This window comes from Methylophilus sp. Leaf408 (assembly GCF_916856905.1).
Taxonomy (GTDB): Bacteria; Pseudomonadota; Gammaproteobacteria; order Burkholderiales; family Methylophilaceae; genus Methylophilus.
Genome location: NZ_CAKASK010000002.1, coordinates 505966 through 524796, shown reverse-complemented (window position 1 = coordinate 524796; position 18831 = coordinate 505966). Strand labels below are relative to the sequence as shown.

Genomic DNA, 18831 nt, shown 5'->3' with positions numbered 1-18831 from the left:
TTTCTACTATTGGCGTTGCATTAGCTTAATCGGAAAGTGTGTATGTCCACCATTTTATTGCGTTGCGCGGTCAGTGTAATCAGCCTATGCATGATGTGCAAGCCACTGTTGGCGGAGGAAGATTCCTCTTTCTGGGATGGCTTCCGCATTGGGGGATATACCAGTGTGGATTTGCATATACCACGCACAGAAACCACCCGGCTGAACTGGAACGAGTTGGCGATGATCGTGACTTGGGATAAAAACACCCGTATCAAGTTTTTCGGCGAACTGGACCTGGAAGATGTAGCCAGTTATAACCACCGCCAGGGACTGGATTTCCGCGACGCCTATATCAATCCCGAGCGTCTGTATTTTGATGTGAATCTAACCGAACGTGCCAACGTACGACTGGGCCGTTTCCTCACACCGTTAGGCCGATGGAACCAGTTGCATGCATCGCCACTGGTATGGACAGCTAGCCGGCCTCTGGCAACTACTGAGCTGTTTCCCACCTTTACCAGCGGCATACAGTTTTTTGGCACATTGCCTTTTCAGGAGCGCTCGCTGGATTACCAGATTTACAGCGCGACTATGAATGCGCAACCGGAAAGCCGCGGTGAAACGCAGTACAAGGACATGCGTGGTGCACGGGTTGCCCTCAATAATGTATTCAATTTCACTGATGAAAATGCCGGCCTGAATACCATAGGCCTGAATTACGCCACGTATCGCGAAGAACAGTCGTTTGGACCTAAATACAGCCTGCTCGGTGTGGATTTCCTGATCGAGTTTAACCGCTGGGAACTGAGTGGCGAAGCGTATACCCGCAAGATTGACCATGGCCAGGGTGGCGGCAGTGGTTTTTACCTGCAAAGTGCCTACCTGATCAAAAATGACTGGTACTGGATCACCCGGCTGGAAAGCCTGCATCAGCCTGACACCTCCAACGCCGAGCGCTGGATCATAGGGGTAACCAAAAGGCTAAAACCAAACCAGTTACTAAAATTTGAAGTCGTAGGCGGTAATGGCGAATATGAGGATATACCGCGCGGATTCACTACTTCGTTTGCGATGATGTATTGATGCGTTTCTTTTTGCTCAGCATCTGGATCATAGTCGCTGGCTTTTTGCCCGGCCTCGCCCTGGCTGACGAGCCGGTGATTGCGGTGATTGTGTCAGCTCAGGCTGCCTATACGGTGCCGGTGGCTACCAATGATCTGGCATCCGTTTATTGGCGCAAGAAGCTGTATGACAACCATGGTAAACCTTTACATCCGGCCAATTTGTCCAGTGACCATCCGTTACGCTTGCGCTTTTCGCAGCAGGTATTGCACAGTAGTCCGAGGTCGCAAGTAGGTTACTGGAATGAGCAGTATTTCCACGGTATCCAGCCGCCGTATACCGTGGAATCACAAGAAGCGATGATACGTTACGTCGCTTACACTGAAAGCGCTATTGGCTACATAGATGCATGCAAGGTCGATGAGCGGGTGAAGCCGGTCATATGGGTGACGGCCAATAAGATACTGGGTGAAGCGCCCGCTTTACGTTGCAGTACTGCTACGCCTTAATGCGACATTTTTTATCGCCTTCATTCTGCCTGCCTGTTCCGGCGCCGGTGGTTGATCCAGCTTTGTCTGTAGATTCCCACCTGGCTGCTCACGGATAACGACAGCAGGTGGCGCAAGTGGCTGCTCCGGCTGTAATGGCAGCGGCGGCAATTTGGGCTCTGCACGCACCACCGGGTTTGCGACCAGCCAACTGTAATGCGAATGGCAAGTGCTGGATTTGAGTTCATAGGCTGTCAAGAGTGTGCAGAACACGTCATCATGACTAAGCGGGTAATTTTGGTAAGGCCTGATCTGGTTAATCGAATAATCAAACTGTTTGCCCAGCCATAAAATGGCCGGTACATGAGTCTGCTCCTTAGGCGCAATCATATAAGGTGCTGCATGCAGGTAAAGCCCATGCTCTCCCAGAGATTCTCCGTGGTCAGCTACATATAACATGGCGGTTTCATGACTGTTGTCGTATTTTTTCAGAAGCTGTATGACTTCACTCAGGAAATAATCGGTATATAAAATAGCGTTGTCATAGGCATTATCGATTTCCTGCTGGCTGCATTTGGATAAATCGCTGCTGCGGCACACCGGAGTGAATTTTTCGAATGCTTTCGGATAACGACGATAATACTCCGGCCCATGATTACCCATCTGGTGCAATACGATCATGATGTCTTGGCCATGGTGAGACTGGATGTACTGGTCCAGGCCATTTAACATACCAACGTCCCTGCATTCGGTATCGCAGACTGTATTCTGTGCCGGTGATTGAAAATCCTGGTAAGCCATACGCGTAGCCACACCTTTTGAGTCTGAATTGTTATCACGCCATAACACATTGACATTATGTTCTTTCAAAATGTCCAGCGCATTCTCCATATGTCTGGCTTTTTTCGCCGAATACTGCTGCCTGCCCAGCATGGAAAACATGCAAGGTACCGATACACCGGTAGAAGTACCGCACGAAGTCACCTGTTTAAAGCTGACTACATCTTCCTGCTGCAAGCGCGGATTAGTCAGTTTATGGTAGCCATTCAGCGAGAAGCGGTCATAGCGCGCGGTTTCACCGACCACCATGATGACCAGCTCGTGTTTAGTGTTAGCGCCAACTCTTTGTGTATCTGTGGCGACCTGTTCCAGCGCCTGACTCTCGGGAATGCTGAGGTGCTGGTTAGTCCATTTAATTAATGAGTAATGCATAAAGCTGGGGTTTGCATACATTCGGGCCAGTTTGTGCTCGCGGATAAAGCTGGCGTATCCGGCAGAGTTCGGCCACACAGTCGCCACCATCACCACCACTAAAAACCCCAGGTGCAGAGCGCGAATTCGCAGGCTATCACGTTGAAACCATTCTTGCGGCGCTCTGAACAGCATCCATAAAGCAGGCACTACCCCAATTTCAATGACAAAAAAGAGCATGTCCCAGGAGAGCAGGCCGACAATCTCTTTATTGTCGGTTTGTAGCAAGTTGTCCAGCATCACCGTATCGATGATGATGCCAAACTCCTGCATGTAAAAACCGGCGAATGCACTGCTGAACAGTATCAATGCCAATAACCAGCGCGCACTGCGGCCATGGCTGATCAGTAATAGCCAGATGGCGGTAACCAGCGTAAAAAACAGCAACAGGCTGAGCAGCAAACCGCTTTGGCCACCTAGTGGTGGATACAGCTGGCTTAAATGTGAAACCAGCGCATAGTTATCAAATGCCATCAGCCACAACGTCACACCCCAGATCATTAATATCTGTCGGGTGAATAAATGGCGGAACACCGCGGACAAGGAAAATTTTTTCATGGGTAACTGCGTTTAGAGTAAGCGTTATTGGGATAAATACGAATGAGGTAATTGCTGCTGGAAAATGACAATACGCACAACAGCAAAGCGCACATCAGCCACATGGATGTCAGCGTATGCGAGAGGAAATGCGCCCCGCGAAGTTGCTGGCTCCAGCCAAGCATAAAACCAACCGATAGCCCGGCTACCATCACCGCCAAAGCTTTACGTGGGTGGTGCGGTAACCAGCATAAACACAGGGCAGAAAGCCATAAGCCACTGCTGGCATGCCCGGCGGGGAAACAATGGCCAGCCATTTGGGAAGTGTGTGCAGCAAATGCAGGAAACCAGTCTGCAGTGCCACCATAGCGCGTGATATCCCACGGGCAGGCATGCGGCATCTGATGTTTTAGCCATGACACCAAGCTACTGTGCGCGATGGCCAGTGCGGCTACCCAACGCAAGCGGTATTTTTGTGCAGGAGATAACCAGCTTGGACGCAATCTTCCCGGCAACATGGCAAACACCAATAGCACCAGCCACACGCTCAATAGCAAATATTTGGCATAACTATGCATGACCGTGTCATAGAAAAATACGTGCTGGTCAGTAAACTGGCCGCGGCTAAAGTCGAACATCCAGTCTGCAAGCATCAAATCGAGCGGGGTGTAATTCGCCATGGCGAAAATCGCCAGGGCACTTGCACCCAGCAGCAGCCATAACCCGGCTAATCCCTTGTTGGTAAGCCAGCGTTCCATGTGGCGACCTCACTGTCAGGAAAATGTTTTGTGCCCGGTAACGTTTGCAATTTGCCAATATAGGGGTCGCCCACCAGGATGCTATCAGGCAGGAATTGCGCGTTGACGATACTCTCATCCGGGCGAAAACCATCGAATGACAGTCCAACCAGGTCGGCCAGGGTATATATCAGGTCGGCATTGTCATATTGCTGATGCGTATCCACATTAGCTAACACTTTCTTAGCGTTAAACCAATTATCCGAATGCCAGATGATCAGCGGTATGCTGTACATAGGTAAGGTAGGCGCGGCTTCGTTACGTCCCTGGAAGTCGTGCGGCGCAGTGTCGTACACATCTTCACCGTGGTCGGAGAAGTAAACCAGCAGACTATGTTGTTGCTTGGCTTTCAGTGTAGAAATCAGCTGCGACATGATCCAGTCGTTATAGCGGATAGCATTGTCATAACTGTTAATCAATGCGGTTTTTTCTTCATCCAGCCCGGTGGCAAGCAAACCTTGGGTGGTTTTGAACACATCAAACTTTTCCGGATAGCGGTAGCTGTACTTCATGTGTGTGCCTAGCAGGTGCACCACGATCAGTTTTTTCGGATGCGGATCGTTCAGGCTTTCAGCAAACGGTGCCAATACCTTTTCATCAAAGCTGTAAGCATTCTGCCGGCGCTCGTTATTCAGGAAATATTGTTTGTCTGCCTGTTTGGCGAACGTTGTCAGCATGGTGTTGCGGCCAGTCAGGGTCTGCTGGTTGGTGATCCAGGTAGTGTGGTAGCCAGCCTGTTTCATCATCGCCACCAGTGATGGCTTAGTCTTGTAATCGTCAGGATGCTGCTGATTGGCAAATGTCAGCACCTGCTGCAGGCTTTCAATGGTGTTCGGGCGTGGAGAATATACATTTTCAAACACTGTCAGCTCATGTTTAATTTTGTTGAGTTCAGGATTGGTATCGCGGCCATAACCATATAAACCCATATGCAAACGCGAAGTAGATTCACCAATCACCAGCACCACAGTGGTTGGCCCCGGCTTGGCTTGTTCAGATAATTGCGCCAGAGGCGGAATCTTGTTCATGGTCAGCAAAGTCTGGTTAACTTCATCCAACTGCTGCTGGTAATTCAGGTAACCCAAGGCTAACTGGTAAGGTGGCACGCCGCTGAAATGTTTGTTAAAGCTCTTATAAGCGTACATCCATTGATTGTTAACCACATGTTTTAACGGGGAGGAAAAAGCGATCAACACAGTAATTAATGAATAAACCGCTGCGCGTGATTTCGACAGTTGCGCCGGTTTTAATGTGCGCCAGTAAAGCGCGGGGATGACGATACAAGCCAGCAGTACCAGCAAGATCCACCAGGAAAAATAGTTGTGCAGATATTCCTGAGATTCACTTTTGTTTGATTCAAACAAAATCATCATCAAGCTCTGGGTCAGCTCTTGACGATAAATTAAAAAGTAAGCGATACCAGGTAAGGCAGAGATACCGATAAAAATTGCAATCGCTGCGCTCCAAAAGCGCAACCGTTGCGGTTGCCACCACAGCGGAATCAACCACAAAGCGGAAACAATGACGGCATCCTTGAATCCTTCCAGGGATGATGCGCCAAATAACCAAAGCAGGAATTGTGTTAAACCGCCCAGCAGCAGAAACAGGCCATAGGCGCGTAAGAATGGATGCTTCACAAAGACTTCCCTAATTATTTTTGATAAATTCAGGGGTATCTTTGCAAGCGTTATGCCATAGAAGATTATTTAAAAGTGATTTGTCATTAACTATATGATATTTAAATGGTTTTTTGTTGTTATTTATGTGTTGATGTCATAAAGACAGCATGCACCTTTATGCATGATTTGCAGAAACGACAGACTCAAAATAGAAAAACCCTGCAAATTTTGCAGGGTTTTAAAGGTAAGTGAATATCTCTTGTTATCAGGTAATGCCTTACTCCCATTCGAGCTGCGGGTAAATCACATTCACATTACGGCGGTTGGCAATATCAAACAATAGCCATTTTTGGCGTTCAGATTCGGCAGCAGTGTCCATGGTTTGCTCCATGCTGATACCTTTTTTGATGCTGGCGCGGACGTCGGCTAACAACAGGTTGAGGTAACGCAATTCATCACCAATAATCGTTTTCTGGTCAGGGCTTTCTAAGCCATGACCTGGCACAATCAGTGCGTATCGAGTCTGATTGATTTTCTCCAGTACGGCGATCAGGCCTTTGATATCACCTTCAACCACTGGTGTACGTTGCGCAAATACCAGGTCGCCGGTGAACAAGGTATTGGTTTTGCTATCCAGCACGGTCAGGTCGGTATGCGTATGCGCGACCGTTTGCGATTTCAGTTGTAATACGCGGTCGCCTAAATTCAGTGATAATTGGTCATGCACAGCGGTATCGGGAGGAATCGTGGTGCTGGCTTTGCCTGCCTCGCCCAGCAGGTTGGCATTAAGTTTTTCGTACTGCTCTTTGCGTAGCAACATGGTGTTGGCCAGTTTTTCATGGCCGACGAAGTGGACAGGCTCTCCCTGAAAAGCAGCATTACCGTAAGTATGGTCTGGGTGCACATGGGTATTGATCACATATTTTATCGGCAACTTGCTGATATTGCGGATAGCTTGCAGCAATTGCTCGCCGGTGTGTTTGCTACCACCACTGTCAATCACGGCAATCGACTGGTTGCCGATAATGACGCCCAAGTTACAGATATCTCCCTTGTAGCCATCGTCAATATCCTGATGCTGGCCGTGATGTACATAAATCCCTTCAGCGACTTTTTTTAATTCAAAGGTGTCTGCCCACACATGACTACAAAACGTTACAAACCCGAATGTAACACCAACACACGATAGCTTTATTTTTGATAACATGCTGACTCACCCATGAATGTTTCATACATCATAATCAATACATTCGTGATGACAAAGTGATCGTTGTCACAAGGGATTTCAAGGAGAAGACATGAGTTCTACGCAACGATATACCAAAGTTGCCGTTATTTTGCATTGGCTGATTGCTTTGGCCATCGCCGGGATGTTTGCACTGGGATGGTATATGACCGGGCTACCGAAAGATGGCCCTAAAGAAACGCAATTCGATTTATTTGGCTGGGGTATCTATACCTGGCAGATGGATGAGCCGGGCAGTGCCCGCACCCTGTATTTCAATTTGCACAAATCACTAGGCTTCACTTTGTTGTGGCTGGTGATATTCCGCGTGTTCTGGCGCGTTAGCCATACGCCACCTGCCATGCTGAGCAGCTATCCGACTTTCGAACGTAAACTGGCGACTGCCGCACATCACTTCCTGTATGTGCTGATGGTGGCAATGCCGTTGAGTGGTGTGTTAATGACCCTCTATAGCAAATATGGATTGAAGTGGTTTGGGCTGGAAGTCTTTGGTGGACTGGATAATGCAGATTTACGCGATATTTTCAAAGACTCACACGAGTTGTTTGCGACGATCTTGCTCGCTGTGATTGCCCTGCATATTGTCGGCGCACTCAAGCATTACTTTATTGATAAAGATAAAACCCTGTCGCGTATGACGCTCAAATAATCATCTGCACAGCATAAAAAAATCCCGCTCATTGCGTAGCGGGATTTTTTATATTGTTTTTTAATCTAACAGTTTACTGATGATATTGCGGACTCAGCTTGCGCACAGTTTCAAGCATACAGGCTGCATGTTCAGGCGGGGTCCATTGCGTGATGCCGTGGCCAAGGTTGAATACATGGCCATTGCCGTGACCGTAACTGGCCAGGATGCTAGCTACTTCTTTTTCAATCGCTGCTGGTGAACTCAATAAAATCGCCGGGTCCATATTGCCTTGCAGTGCGACTTTGTTGCCAACCCGCTGGCGGGCATTGCCTACATCCATACTCCAATCCAGGCCAAGGGCATCTGCACCAATGGCTGCCTGGGCTTCCAGCCACAAGCCCCCACCTTTGGTAAAAACAATACAAGGTACTTGTCGGCCTTCGGCAGTTTTGGTCAGGCCGGCGACAATTTTCTGCATATAGTTGAGTGAAAATTCAGTATAGGCGTTGTGTGACAGCGCGCCGCCCCAGGAATCAAAAATCATGACTGCCTGTGCGCCAGCGGCAATCTGTGCATTCAGGTACTGGATGACTGTCTGCGCAGTAATCTCCAGAATGCGGTGCAGCAGTTCCGGCCTGGCATAGCCCATTTTCTTGGTATTTAAAAAGTCCGTACCGCCTTTGCCTTCCACCATATAGGTCGCCAGTGTCCACGGGCTGCCGGAAAAACCAATCAGTGGCACACGGCCATTCAGTGCCTTGCGGATACTGCTCACGGCATCAAACACATATTGCAGTTTAGACATATCCGGAATTTCAAGCTTGAGGATATCGGCCTCAGCCTGCAAGGTACGCTCAAATTTCGGGCCTTCACCCTCTTCAAAATAAAGACCCAGGCCCATGGCATCCGGCACAGTCAGGATGTCACTGAACAAAATTGCGGCATCCAGTTGCGGGTAGCGATCCAGTGGCTGCAAGGTGACTTCAGTGGCAAACGACGGGCTTTGGCACAACTGCATAAAGCTGCCTGCCGTTTTACGGCTTTCACGATACTCAGGTAAATAGCGGCCTGCCTGACGCATCATCCATACCGGTGTATAGTCGGTTGGCTGGCGCAGCAGTGCGCGTAAAAAGGTATCGTTTTGCAGTTGGCTCATATAGATCACAAGGTCCCGGTCCACATTTAACACAGCAAGCTTTCGGGCCTGGCTGGTGAGTGATTGAACCGTTAAAAAATCAAAATAGCATTATAAAGTGCACAGTCAGTTTTCACCTGAAAGAATGTTGTTTTTTTGCGCTGGCACAAATAAAAACGCCGATGAGTTTAACCCATCGGCGTTGAATGACTTATGTCACAATTAACGTGGCAGGGTTGAGCTTCCCATCAGAAAAGCATCCACTTCACGTGCACACTGGCGACCTTCACGAATTGCCCATACCACCAGTGATTGCCCACGACGGATATCACCGGCGGCAAACACTTTGGCTTTGCTGGTTTTGTAGCAGCCTTCGCCATCGGTAGTCGCTTTGGCATTGCCGCGGTTGTCTTTTTCCACACCGAATGCATCCAGTACTTTCTGGATAGGGGAAACAAAACCCATTGCCAAAAATACCAGGTCAGCTTTGATAGTGAATTCAGAGCCTGGAATTTCAGTCATTTTGCCGTCTTTCCATTCCACGCGTGCACCTTTGAGTGCGGTCAGTTTGCCATTCTCGCCGATCAGCTCTTTGGTAGTGATAGACCAGTCACGGTCAGCGCCTTCTTCGTGAGAGCTGGAAGTACGCATTTTCAGTGGCCAGTTTGGCCATACCATGAGTTTGTTTTCTTTTTCCGGCGGTTGCGGCATTAATTCAAATTGCGTAATGCTAGCTGCGCCATGGCGGTTGGATGTACCAACACAGTCAGAACCGGTATCACCACCACCAATGACCACCACGTGTTTACCAGTGGCTTTGATCTGGTCAGGCACGTTGTCACCTGCCACCATTTTGTTATTTGGTGTCAGGAAATCCATTGCAAAATGTACGCCATCCAGTTCGCGACCAGTGACCGGCAGGTCACGTGGTAACTCTGCACCACCGGCCAATACTACTGCGTCGTAATCACGCTCGAGGTCAGCGGCGCTGACGTTTTCACCTACGTATTGATTCACCTTGAAGGTTACGCCTTCGGCTTCCATCTGGGTAATACGGCGGTCAATATTGGATTTATCCAGTTTGAAATCAGGGATGCCATAACGCAGCAGGCCACCGATACGGTCATTCTTCTCGTATACCGTCACGTTATGACCGGCGCGTGCGAGCTGTTGTGCTGCAGCCAGGCCTGCCGGGCCTGAACCAACCACGGCAACTTTTTTACCGGTTTTGTTCGGATTAATTTCTGGGGTGACCCAGCCGTTTTCCCAGGCTTTATCGATAATCGCGTGTTCAATCGATTTAATGCCGACGGGGTCATTATTGATATTGAGCGTACAAGCCGCTTCGCAAGGGGCAGGGCAGATACGGCCGGTAAAGTCCGGGAAGTTATTGGTGGAATGCAATACATCAATCGCATTACGCCAGTCCTGGTGATAGACCAGGTCATTCCAGTCAGGAATAATATTGTTGACCGGGCAACCGGTAGTACAGAACGGAATGCCACAATCCATACAACGAGCACCCTGTTGCTTGGCCTGGTCGTCTGTCAAATGCAGAACAAACTCTTTGTAGTTTTTGACGCGTTGCGGAACCGGCAGATTGTCTTCTGCCAGTCGGTCAAACTCCATAAAACCTGTGACTTTACCCATGTGAAATTATCTCTTCCCTATTGTGCCAGTCTGGCACAACCTTAACAAAACCCCGCGCAGACGCGGGGCATTCAATAACAACAACGATTAAGCGGCTTGTTTGGCAGAGGCCGCAGCCATTTCGGTCAGCACGCGTTTATATTCGTTCGGGAACACCTTGACGAATTTTGCGCGTTCAGCCGGCCAGTCTGCAAGGATGTCTTTGGCACGCGGACTACCTGTCAAGGCTGCATGCTGCTCAATCAGGCCTTTCAGAATCACTTCATCAGGCTGACCCAGATGCTGTACTTTACCAACATCGGCTTCAGCGGCTTCGACTTTTTCCAGTGATACCATGCTCATATTGCAGCGCTTGGAGAATTGGCCGTCGACATCGTAAATATAAGCAATACCACCGCTCATTCCCGCAGCAAAGTTCTGGCCGGTTTGACCCAGCACCACCACAGTACCGCCGGTCATGTATTCACAACCGTGGTTGCCTACGCCTTCAATAACCGCAGTAGCGCCTGAGTTGCGTACACCGAAGCGTTCGCCAGCCACACCACTCAGGAAGCTTTCGCCGGTGGTTGCACCATACATCACAGTGTTACCGACAATGATGTTTTCGTAAGACAGGCCACGGAAGGTGGTTGGTGGTTTGATAATGATGCGACCACCACACAGACCTTTACCAACGTAGTCATTGCCTTCACCAGTCAACTCAAAGGTGATGCCCTTAGCCAGGAAAGCGGCAAAGCTCTGGCCTGACGTACCGGTAAAGTTAACGTGGATGGTGTCATGTGGCAGGCCATCATTACCGTAACGGCGTGCAACTTCATGCGACAGCATGGTGCCGGCAGTACGGTTGGTATTCATGATCGGCAGGTCCAGGATGACTTTTTCACCTTTTTCCAGGGCCGCTTGCGACAGGGCAATCAGTTGATTATCAAGCGCCTTGGCAATGCCATGGTCTTGAATGTCATTGTTTTTACGCGATACGCTGGCTGGCATGTCTGGCAGATGGAAAATTTTGCTGAAATCCAGGCCATTGATTTTCCAGTGCTCGATACCGGCTTTCATATCCAGCAAGTCAGCGCGGCCAATCAGGTCTTCAAACTTGGCAATACCAATACTTGCCATCAACTCACGCAACTCTTCAGCTACAAAGAAGAAGTAGTTCACCACGTGTTCTGGCTGGCCGGTGAATTTCTTGCGCAATTCAGGGTCTTGTGTCGCTACGCCAACCGGGCAGGTATTCAAATGACACTTGCGCATCATGATACAGCCTTCAACCACCAGTGGCGCGGTGGCAAAACCAAACTCATCCGCACCCAGCAAGGCACCAATCAACACGTCACGGCCAGTTTTCATCTGGCCATCGACTTGCAGTACGACACGGCCACGCAACTGGTTCAAAACTAAAGTCTGCTGTGTTTCAGCCAGACCGAGCTCCCAAGGTGTACCAGCATGCTTAACTGAAGATAATGGGGATGCACCAGTACCACCGTCATGGCCAGCGACCACAATATGGTCAGATTTGGCTTTTGCCACACCCGCTGCCACGGTACCAATCCCGGTTTCTGATACCAGTTTCACCGAAATTGAGGCTTGTGGATTCGCATTTTTCAGGTCATGAATCAGCTGAGCCAAATCTTCAATTGAATAAATATCATGGTGCGGTGGCGGTGAAATTAAACCTACGCCAGGCACCGAGAAACGCAGTTTCGCAATGTATGGGGAAACTTTGTGACCAGGTAACTGGCCTCCTTCGCCAGGCTTGGCACCTTGCGCCATCTTGATCTGGATCTGGTCAGCGCTGCTCAGGTATTCAGCCGTCACACCGAAGCGGCCGGAAGCCACTTGCTTGATGCGTGAACGCATTGAATCGCCGGCTTTCAGTGGCACATCGGCCTCAATCAATTCGCTGCCCAATACTTTGGCAATGCTGGAATCGATTTGCACCGGGATAAAGCGTTTAACGTCTTCACCACCTTCGCCAGTGTTGGATTTACCGCCAATGCGGTTCATCGCTACTGCCAAAGTCGCATGTGCTTCTGTAGAGATAGAGCCCAGTGACATCGCGCCGGTAGCGAAGCGTTTAACAATCTCTTTCGCAGATTCAACTTGCTCAAGCGGAATCGCTGCCGCAGCCGGTTTGATCTCGAACAGGCCACGCAGTGTCATATGACGGCGGCTTTGGTCATTGATAAGCGCTGCATATTCTTTATAGGTGTCGTACTGGCCGGTACGGGTAGCGCTTTGCAGTTTGCTGATAGATTGCGGAGTCCACAAGTGCTCTTCACCACGCACGCGGAAGGCATATTCGCCACCCGCTTCTAGTGAGTTAGATAAGGTGGGGTCATTGCCAAATGCCTGGTCATGCATGCGCATGGTTTCTTCAGCTACTTGCTCCAGGCCTATACCTTCGATCTGGCTGACTGTGCCGGTGAAGTAGTCATTCACGAACTGGCTGTTCAAACCAATCGCTTCAAAAATCTGCGCGCCGCAATAAGACTGATAGGTAGAAATACCCATTTTGGACATGACTTTATACAAGCCTTTGCCAATTGCTTTCACAAAGTTTTTGCCAGCTTTTTCCGCATCGCCGGTCATGCTCTTCATGGTTTCATATACCAGCCATGGGCAGACGGCTTCAGCACCGTAACCGGCTAATAAGGCAAAGTGATGCACTTCACGTGCAGAACCGGTATCAATTACAAGGCCAGTGCTGGTACGCAAACCAGCTTTCACCAGGAATTCATGTGTTGCCGAACAGGCCAGTAATGCAGGAATTGCAACGCGCGTAGCTGATACCGTGCGGTCTGACAGGATCAATATGTTGTAACCATCATGTACCGCTTTTTCAGCCTGGTCATGCAGCGTGTCCAGCGCTTGTTTCATGCCATCTTTACCCAAGGCCGCATCGTATGTCAGGTCCAACACGATGGATTTGAACTGGCCTTTGGTTAAAGTATCAATTTGTTTCAGTTTTTCCAGGCCATCTAAACTCAATACGGGCTGGCTACCTTCCAGACGCAATGGCGGGTTAGTTTCATCCACGGCCAGCAGGTTAGGCTTAGGGCCAATAAAGGTGACCAGTGACATCACCAATTCTTCACGAATCGGGTCAATTGGCGGGTTGGTCACTTGTGCAAACAACTGCTTGAAGTAGTTGTATAAAGTTTTGGCCTTGTTGGATAACACCGGCAAAGCCGCATCGTTACCCATGGAGCCAGCACCTTCTTCACCGTTGTCCAGCATTGGCTGCAGAACAAATTTGAGGTCTTCCTGTGAATAGCCAAACGCTTGCTGTGTATCCAGCAGGCTGGCTTGCAAGGTGACTTCACCGGAGCCTACGTTAGGCAATTCAGTCACGTGGAAACGGGTTTGTTCAATCCACTGGCGGTAAGGTTTGGCTTGTGCCAGTTCTTTTTTGACTTCTTCGTCATCGATAATGCGGCCTTGCTCCATGTCGATCAACAACATTTTTCCTGGTTGCAGGCGCCATTTTTTGACGATTTTTTCTTGCGGGAAAGTGATTACACCCATTTCAGACGCCATCATGACGATGTCATCTTCAGTCACCAGGTAACGTGCAGGGCGCAGACCATTACGGTCCAAAGTTGCACCAATCATTTTGCCATCGGTAAATGCAACCGCGGCCGGGCCATCCCATGGCTCCATGATGTTGGCGTGGTATTCGTAGAATGCACGACGGTCTTCATCCATTAGCGGATTGTTGTTCCAGGCTTCCGGAATCAGCATCATCATCGCGTGTGGGAGGCTGTACCCGCCGGCCACCAGCAATTCCAGACAGTTATCGAAGCAGGCTGAGTCAGACTGGCCTTCAACAATCAATGGCCACAGTTTTTCCAGGTCTTCACCAAGCACAACAGATTTAATCGTTTCATGACGTGCAGTCATCCAGTTGACGTTGCCCTGCACGGTATTGATTTCGCCATTGTGCGCAATCATGCGGAATGGATGTGCCAGGTCCCAGGCGGGGAAAGTGTTGGTAGAGAAGCGTTGGTGTACCAATGCTAGCGCTGACACAACGCGAGCGTCTTTCAGGTCTTTGTAATAGACGCCTACCTCGTTCGCGAGCAACATGCCTTTGTAGACAATTGTCCGCGAAGAAAAGGAAGGCATGTAGAACTGAGCGTTATCCTGTAACGCAAGCGCGCGAATGGCATGCTCGATACGTTTACGGATCACAAAACATTTGCGCTCAAAAGCATTATTGTCAGCCACTGTGCTGGCAATAAATACCTGGCGCATCATCGGCTCAACAGCGCGCGCTGCATCAGCAATATTGCTGTTGTCGACTGGCACATCTCGCCAGCCTAATAATGTTTGATTTTCTTCGGCAATAATCTGCGCAAAAATGGCTTCGCATTTAGCACGGTTATCTGCATTTTGTGGCAAAAATGCCTGGCCCACTGCGTATTGACCAGCTACCGGCAAAGTCATGCCCAGTTTGGTAGCTTCTTCACGCATAAAGGTATCTGGCATTTGCATCAACAAACCGGCACCATCACCCAGTTTCGGGTCATAGCCCGTTGCACCGCGGTGGGTCAGGTTGTCGAGGAGCTGCAAACCTTTGGCGACAATGTCATGGCTCTTTTGGCCTTTAATGTGGGCAACAAAGCCCACGCCACAGCTATCTTTCTCATGACGTCTGTCATATAAACCCTGCGATTGCGGGGCTAAACCTAGCTGGTTATCCAGGGCGGTTACGGAATCTTGAGAAGCACTCATCAGGTTGTTGTCGGGCTGCATATCCATTGCCAGATTCTTCACTTACAAAACATTTGGAGGAACCTTCAATGATACCGTTAAAGTTTAGCAATTTCAATCGTTTAGCCTGCGTTAAATAACGCAGGCCTGCATTTTTAATTGGTAGTTGAGAATGATTTTCATTTGTTGGGTTGTGTGTATGAAAATTCAGTCAAATATTCAAAATAAATGGTTATGAACAGTCGAGAAATTGATCGTACTTCTTAAAATTTATGAAGACTTAACTTCTTCCTTTCCGCTAGTTAAAATCATTTGCAGCATACCTACTCAATCATTTGGGAAGACTTTAAACACACTCAGGCGCTAGATATGTTTAGCCCCGCCATTGAAGCGGGGCTATCAATATTTTTGAAAAACTATTTAATTACTTCAATTTGATTAGACTAAGAGCGATTACAAAGCCGCAAAAGCTTTTTCTGCGGCGACGATTGTTTCAGCAATATCCTGATCAGTATGTGCTGCAGAGACAAAGCCAGCTTCGAAGGCTGAAGGCCCCAGATAAATGCCGCTATCCAGCATGCTATGGAAAAATTTATTAAATGCATTTTTATCTGATTGCATGATTTCGGCGAAACTGGTTGGGTTGTTTTCGCTGAAATAGAGTCCAAACATACCGCCTACATTTTGTGCGTTGAAAGTAATACCCGCTTTTTTCGCTGCAGCTTTGAAGCCTTCCATCAGCTTGGCAGTTTGCGCAGTCAGTTTTTCATAAAAGCCGGGTGCCTGCACCAGTTTCAAGGTGGTCAAGCCTGCGCTGACAGCTACCGGGTTGCCTGACAATGTGCCTGCCTGGTAAACCGGGCCTAACGGTGCCAGTACGCTCATGATATCTTTGCGACCGCCAAAAGCGCCTACAGGCAAGCCGCCGCCAATCACTTTGCCTAATGTGGTCATATCCGGCGTGATGTTATACAAAGCCTGCGCACCACCAAGTGCCACACGGAAGCCAGTCATTACTTCATCAAAAATCAGTACCGTGCCATGCTGAGTACACAGGTCGCGTAGCGTTTGCAAGAATTCCTGATGCGGCACAATCAGGTTCATATTGCCAACCACAGGTTCCAGGATTACACAGGCAATTTCATCGCCAATGCTGGCAAAAGTGTCTTTTAGCATTTGCGTGTTGTTGTAATCCAGCGTCAGCGTGTGCGCCGCAACTTCGGCAGGCACGCCAGCTGAGCTTGGTTCGCCAAAGGTCAGCAAGCCGGAACCAGCTTTTACTAGTAAAGCATCGGCGTGACCGTGGTAACAACCTTCAAACTTGATGATTTTATTGCGTTTGGTAAAACCGCGCGCTACGCGGATGGCGCTCATGGTGGCTTCAGTACCGCTGCTGACCAGTCGTACTTGTTCCATGCTTGGCACTAACTTATTAATCAGTTCGGCCATTTCCAGCTCAAGGCCGGTTGGGGCGCCAAAGCTCAGGCTGTTAGCGGCGGCTTGTTGCACGGCTGCCACCACTTCAGGATGTGCGTGGCCGAGAATCATGGGTCCCCATGAGTTGATGTAATCGATATATTCCTTGCCATCGGCATCCCATAATCTGGAACCCACGCCCTTTTTAAAGAAAATCGGCGTCCCACCAACACTGCGGAAAGCGCGGACTGGCGAGTTTACGCCGCCCGGGATCAGTTTTTGGGATTGTTCGAACAGTTGCTGATTGCGAGAAGTCATAAGCCTGAGGATATCAAAACGTCAAAAACGTTATTCTATCAGAGGCATGTTGCCTGATGGCAGATGTGGAACTAGCGATTCTCTTGCAAGCGCTGCTGCAAATCGGCAAATGCCTGCGCATCCAGTTGCCGGATGTGATTTTCGGCATCAGCTAATACCTGAGTTTGCTGCTTCTGCTGGGCGAGGATAGCTAAACCTATCCAGGCATCAATATGGACGGGTTGTAGTGCAACGGATTGCTGATAAGCTTGCTGGGCAGCATCGAGTTGCCCTTGCCCGTGTAGCGCGCTTGCCAGGTAAAAAGCCGCCTCCGCCGAGTTGGGCTGCTGGCTGAACCAGACGCGTGAAATGGCTTCCAGTTCTTTCCAGTCACTGTTTTGGTAGGGTTGCACCACTTGCATCCAGTAAGGGCGCTCAAGCGGTGGTAAATCCCAGAAAGGCGTGCCATCGGGAGCAGGCGTAGACACACTATCCTTCTGCATCAGGGCTTGTACCCACTCGACCGGAATGCTGTAGAAATACGCGTGTTTGCCCGGGCTTTTAAAAGTACTCAGTGAGACCAGTTCACCGGCCTGGTTGAAAGTCGGGCTACCGCTGGAACCCATGATGAATGCGGCATCTGAGCGCACTATGGTGCCACCATCATAAGGATAAAGCGCACGTACTTTGCCGGCGATGGTTTGTGGTTTAGGTGGTCCGCCGGGAAAACCTATGGTGAAGACATCATCTCCATAATTTAGTGAGTCAGCCGAGGCCAGTTTGACTGGTGCCAGTTCCAGATATTGGAACTTAAGCAAACACGCATCATGCGGCCAATCTGCCACCATGCCAACCGGACTAATACTCTCGCCGAATTTTGAAATGCTGATGCCGTTACTGTTTGCCAGTACATGGCAATTGGTGGCGACTGTGTCTTTAGCGACCACCACGCCAGTGCCAACGCCATGACCTCCTGTTTGTGTGATCACATGCACTTTTACAATGGATGCTTTTAACTTGTACACCAGTTCACGATCTGGCTCTGCAAACGCAACATCTATAGACCATAACAATGTAAGTGCGATAAAGCCTTGAAACAGAGTGCGCATGCCAACTCCTTGTGACTGTTTTGCTAGGTAATGATGAGACTTAATTTAAAGCGAAAAATGCAAAAAAATCTGCGACTAGCCATTAATACAGTGAAAAGCCAGCGAAACAGCGCTAGAATAGCCGATATTTTTGATTGTTGAAGGATAGTTATGCTGATTACAAGCGAAATCGTTGATTTGGACACGCCGACCGGGGTGATGCGCACCTATGTGCATCGTCCAAAGCAGGATGGTAAAGTGCCTGCGGTTTTGTTTTACTCGGAAATTTTCCAGCAAACCGGCCCAATCGAACGTGCAGCACGCTTCTTGGCCAGCCATGGCTATGCGGTGTTAGTGCCGGAAGTGTTTCATGAGCTGAACCCGATTGGTACTGTGCTTGGCTATGACGATGCCGGTCGCGATAAGGGTAATGCAGATAAGTTTGCCAAAGATGTGCAGGCTTACGACACTGATAACCGCGCCATGATTGAGTTTCTCAATGCACAGCCATGGTATAGCGGTAAGCTGGGCGCAGCCGGTTTCTGTATCGGTGGTCATCTGGCATTCCGTGCTGCGTTGCAGCCAGAAGTAAAAGCCACCGCTTGCTTCTACGCGACCGATTTACATACCAACCTTATTCCTAATAAACCTGGCCAGCACAGCATGGAGCGGGTGAACGAGATTAAAGGCGAATTGCTGATGATCTGGGGTAAACAGGATCCACACATTCCTGGCGATAAGCGTGCTGAGTTATACAACCGCTTCGCTAATATCCCAGGTTTGAATTACACCTGGCATGAAGTCAACGGGCAACATGCCTTTATGCGCGATGAGGGTGAAAGATATGATGCGCAGGTGGCTGGCATCGGTTATCAGCTGGCTCTGCACTTGTTGGGCAACGCATTAAAATAAGTAA

Annotated in this window: 13 protein-coding genes; 4 read left to right on the top strand and 9 right to left on the bottom strand. The window is 49.3% G+C overall.

The genetic code is table 11. From position 1 onward, the window contains the following. Nucleotides 1-42 precede the first annotated feature (42 nt). Together LPA26_RS13415 and LPA26_RS13410 are read left to right on the top strand one after the other, a co-directional pair. Nucleotides 43-1065 (top strand): hypothetical protein, encoded by a 1023-nt coding sequence (locus LPA26_RS13415; RefSeq protein ID WP_055828959.1) that lies wholly within the window; start codon nt 43-45, stop codon nt 1063-1065. Continuing rightward, entirely contained in the window at nt 1065-1553 is a 489-nt protein-coding gene (locus tag LPA26_RS13410) for a hypothetical protein (RefSeq protein WP_229008722.1), read from the top strand. Before LPA26_RS13415 ends, LPA26_RS13410 begins: the two co-directional genes overlap by 1 nt. Here LPA26_RS13410 and LPA26_RS13405 read toward each other — a convergent pair. From LPA26_RS13405 to LPA26_RS13390, 4 genes are all read right to left on the bottom strand, one after another. Beyond that, nucleotides 1527-3341: a phosphoethanolamine transferase gene (locus tag LPA26_RS13405; RefSeq protein ID WP_229008721.1), complete on the bottom strand. Its 1815-nt coding sequence runs from the start codon at nt 3339-3341 to the stop codon at nt 1527-1529. The genes LPA26_RS13410 and LPA26_RS13405 overlap by 27 nt on opposite strands. Continuing rightward, nucleotides 3338-4078: a phosphatase PAP2 family protein gene (locus LPA26_RS13400; protein WP_229008720.1), complete on the bottom strand. Its 741-nt coding sequence runs from the start codon at nt 4076-4078 to the stop codon at nt 3338-3340. The genes LPA26_RS13405 and LPA26_RS13400 overlap by 4 nt, the downstream gene beginning before the upstream one ends. Further along, nucleotides 4048-5754, bottom strand: a complete 1707-nt coding sequence (cptA, locus tag LPA26_RS13395; RefSeq protein ID WP_229008719.1) for a phosphoethanolamine transferase CptA — start codon at nt 5752-5754, stop codon at nt 4048-4050. The genes LPA26_RS13400 and cptA overlap by 31 nt, the downstream gene beginning before the upstream one ends. 259 nt (nt 5755-6013) lie before the next feature. After that, nucleotides 6014-6943 carry a quinoprotein relay system zinc metallohydrolase 2 gene (locus LPA26_RS13390; RefSeq protein ID WP_229008718.1) on the bottom strand — a complete coding sequence of 310 codons (930 nt, stop codon included), beginning with the start codon at nt 6941-6943 and terminating at the stop codon, nt 6014-6016. Between the two features lie 91 nt (nt 6944-7034). Here LPA26_RS13390 and LPA26_RS13385 point away from each other — a divergent pair, with 91 nt between their 5' ends. Beyond that, nucleotides 7035-7631 (top strand): cytochrome b, encoded by a 597-nt coding sequence (locus LPA26_RS13385; protein WP_229008717.1) that lies wholly within the window; start codon nt 7035-7037, stop codon nt 7629-7631. 73 nt (nt 7632-7704) lie between these two features. Here LPA26_RS13385 and hemE read toward each other — a convergent pair whose 3' ends face one another. The 5 genes from hemE to LPA26_RS13360 form a co-directional block, all read right to left on the bottom strand. Beyond that, complete coding sequence (gene hemE / locus LPA26_RS13380) at nt 7705-8769, bottom strand: uroporphyrinogen decarboxylase (protein WP_229008716.1); 1065 nt, start codon at nt 8767-8769, stop codon at nt 7705-7707. A 201-nt stretch (nt 8770-8970) separates the two neighbouring features. After that, entirely contained in the window at nt 8971-10398 is a 1428-nt protein-coding gene (locus LPA26_RS13375; RefSeq protein WP_229008715.1) for a glutamate synthase subunit beta, read from the bottom strand. A gap of 87 nt (nt 10399-10485) precedes the next feature. Then, on the bottom strand, nt 10486-15156 hold the full coding sequence (gltB, locus tag LPA26_RS13370) for a glutamate synthase large subunit (protein WP_229008759.1): 4671 nt from the start codon (nt 15154-15156) through the stop codon (nt 10486-10488). 411 nt (nt 15157-15567) lie between these two features. Then, the gene (gene hemL, locus LPA26_RS13365; RefSeq protein WP_229008714.1) at nt 15568-16848 is read right to left on the bottom strand and encodes a glutamate-1-semialdehyde 2,1-aminomutase; all 1281 of its coding nucleotides are present in this window, start codon (nt 16846-16848) and stop codon (nt 15568-15570) included. A gap of 71 nt (nt 16849-16919) precedes the next feature. Continuing rightward, nucleotides 16920-17936 (bottom strand): serine protease, encoded by a 1017-nt coding sequence (locus tag LPA26_RS13360; protein WP_229008713.1) that lies wholly within the window; start codon nt 17934-17936, stop codon nt 16920-16922. 150 nt (nt 17937-18086) lie between these two features. Between LPA26_RS13360 and LPA26_RS13355 the strand changes: the two genes are divergently transcribed. Continuing rightward, on the top strand, nt 18087-18827 hold the full coding sequence (locus LPA26_RS13355; protein ID WP_055828890.1) for a dienelactone hydrolase family protein: 741 nt from the start codon (nt 18087-18089) through the stop codon (nt 18825-18827). Nucleotides 18828-18831: the final 4 nt, after the last annotated feature.

Coding starts and splice junctions, on each gene's coding strand:
- LPA26_RS13390 (WP_229008718.1), bottom strand. CDS start 6,943: ATGTTATCAAAAATAAAGCTATCGTGTGTTGGTGTTACATTCGGGTTT.
- LPA26_RS13405 (WP_229008721.1), bottom strand. CDS start 3,341: ATGAAAAAATTTTCCTTGTCCGCGGTGTTCCGCCATTTATTCACCCGA.
- hemL (WP_229008714.1), bottom strand. CDS start 16,848: ATGACTTCTCGCAATCAGCAACTGTTCGAACAATCCCAAAAACTGATC.
- gltB (WP_229008759.1), bottom strand. CDS start 15,156: ATGCAGCCCGACAACAACCTGATGAGTGCTTCTCAAGATTCCGTAACC.
- LPA26_RS13400 (WP_229008720.1), bottom strand. CDS start 4,078: ATGGAACGCTGGCTTACCAACAAGGGATTAGCCGGGTTATGGCTGCTG.
- LPA26_RS13360 (WP_229008713.1), bottom strand. CDS start 17,936: ATGCGCACTCTGTTTCAAGGCTTTATCGCACTTACATTGTTATGGTCT.
- LPA26_RS13375 (WP_229008715.1), bottom strand. CDS start 10,398: ATGGGTAAAGTCACAGGTTTTATGGAGTTTGACCGACTGGCAGAAGAC.
- LPA26_RS13410 (WP_229008722.1), top strand. CDS start 1,065: ATGCGTTTCTTTTTGCTCAGCATCTGGATCATAGTCGCTGGCTTTTTG.
- hemE (WP_229008716.1), bottom strand. CDS start 8,769: ATGAGCCAACTGCAAAACGATACCTTTTTACGCGCACTGCTGCGCCAG.
- LPA26_RS13415 (WP_055828959.1), top strand. CDS start 43: ATGTCCACCATTTTATTGCGTTGCGCGGTCAGTGTAATCAGCCTATGC.
- LPA26_RS13385 (WP_229008717.1), top strand. CDS start 7,035: ATGAGTTCTACGCAACGATATACCAAAGTTGCCGTTATTTTGCATTGG.
- LPA26_RS13355 (WP_055828890.1), top strand. CDS start 18,087: ATGCTGATTACAAGCGAAATCGTTGATTTGGACACGCCGACCGGGGTG.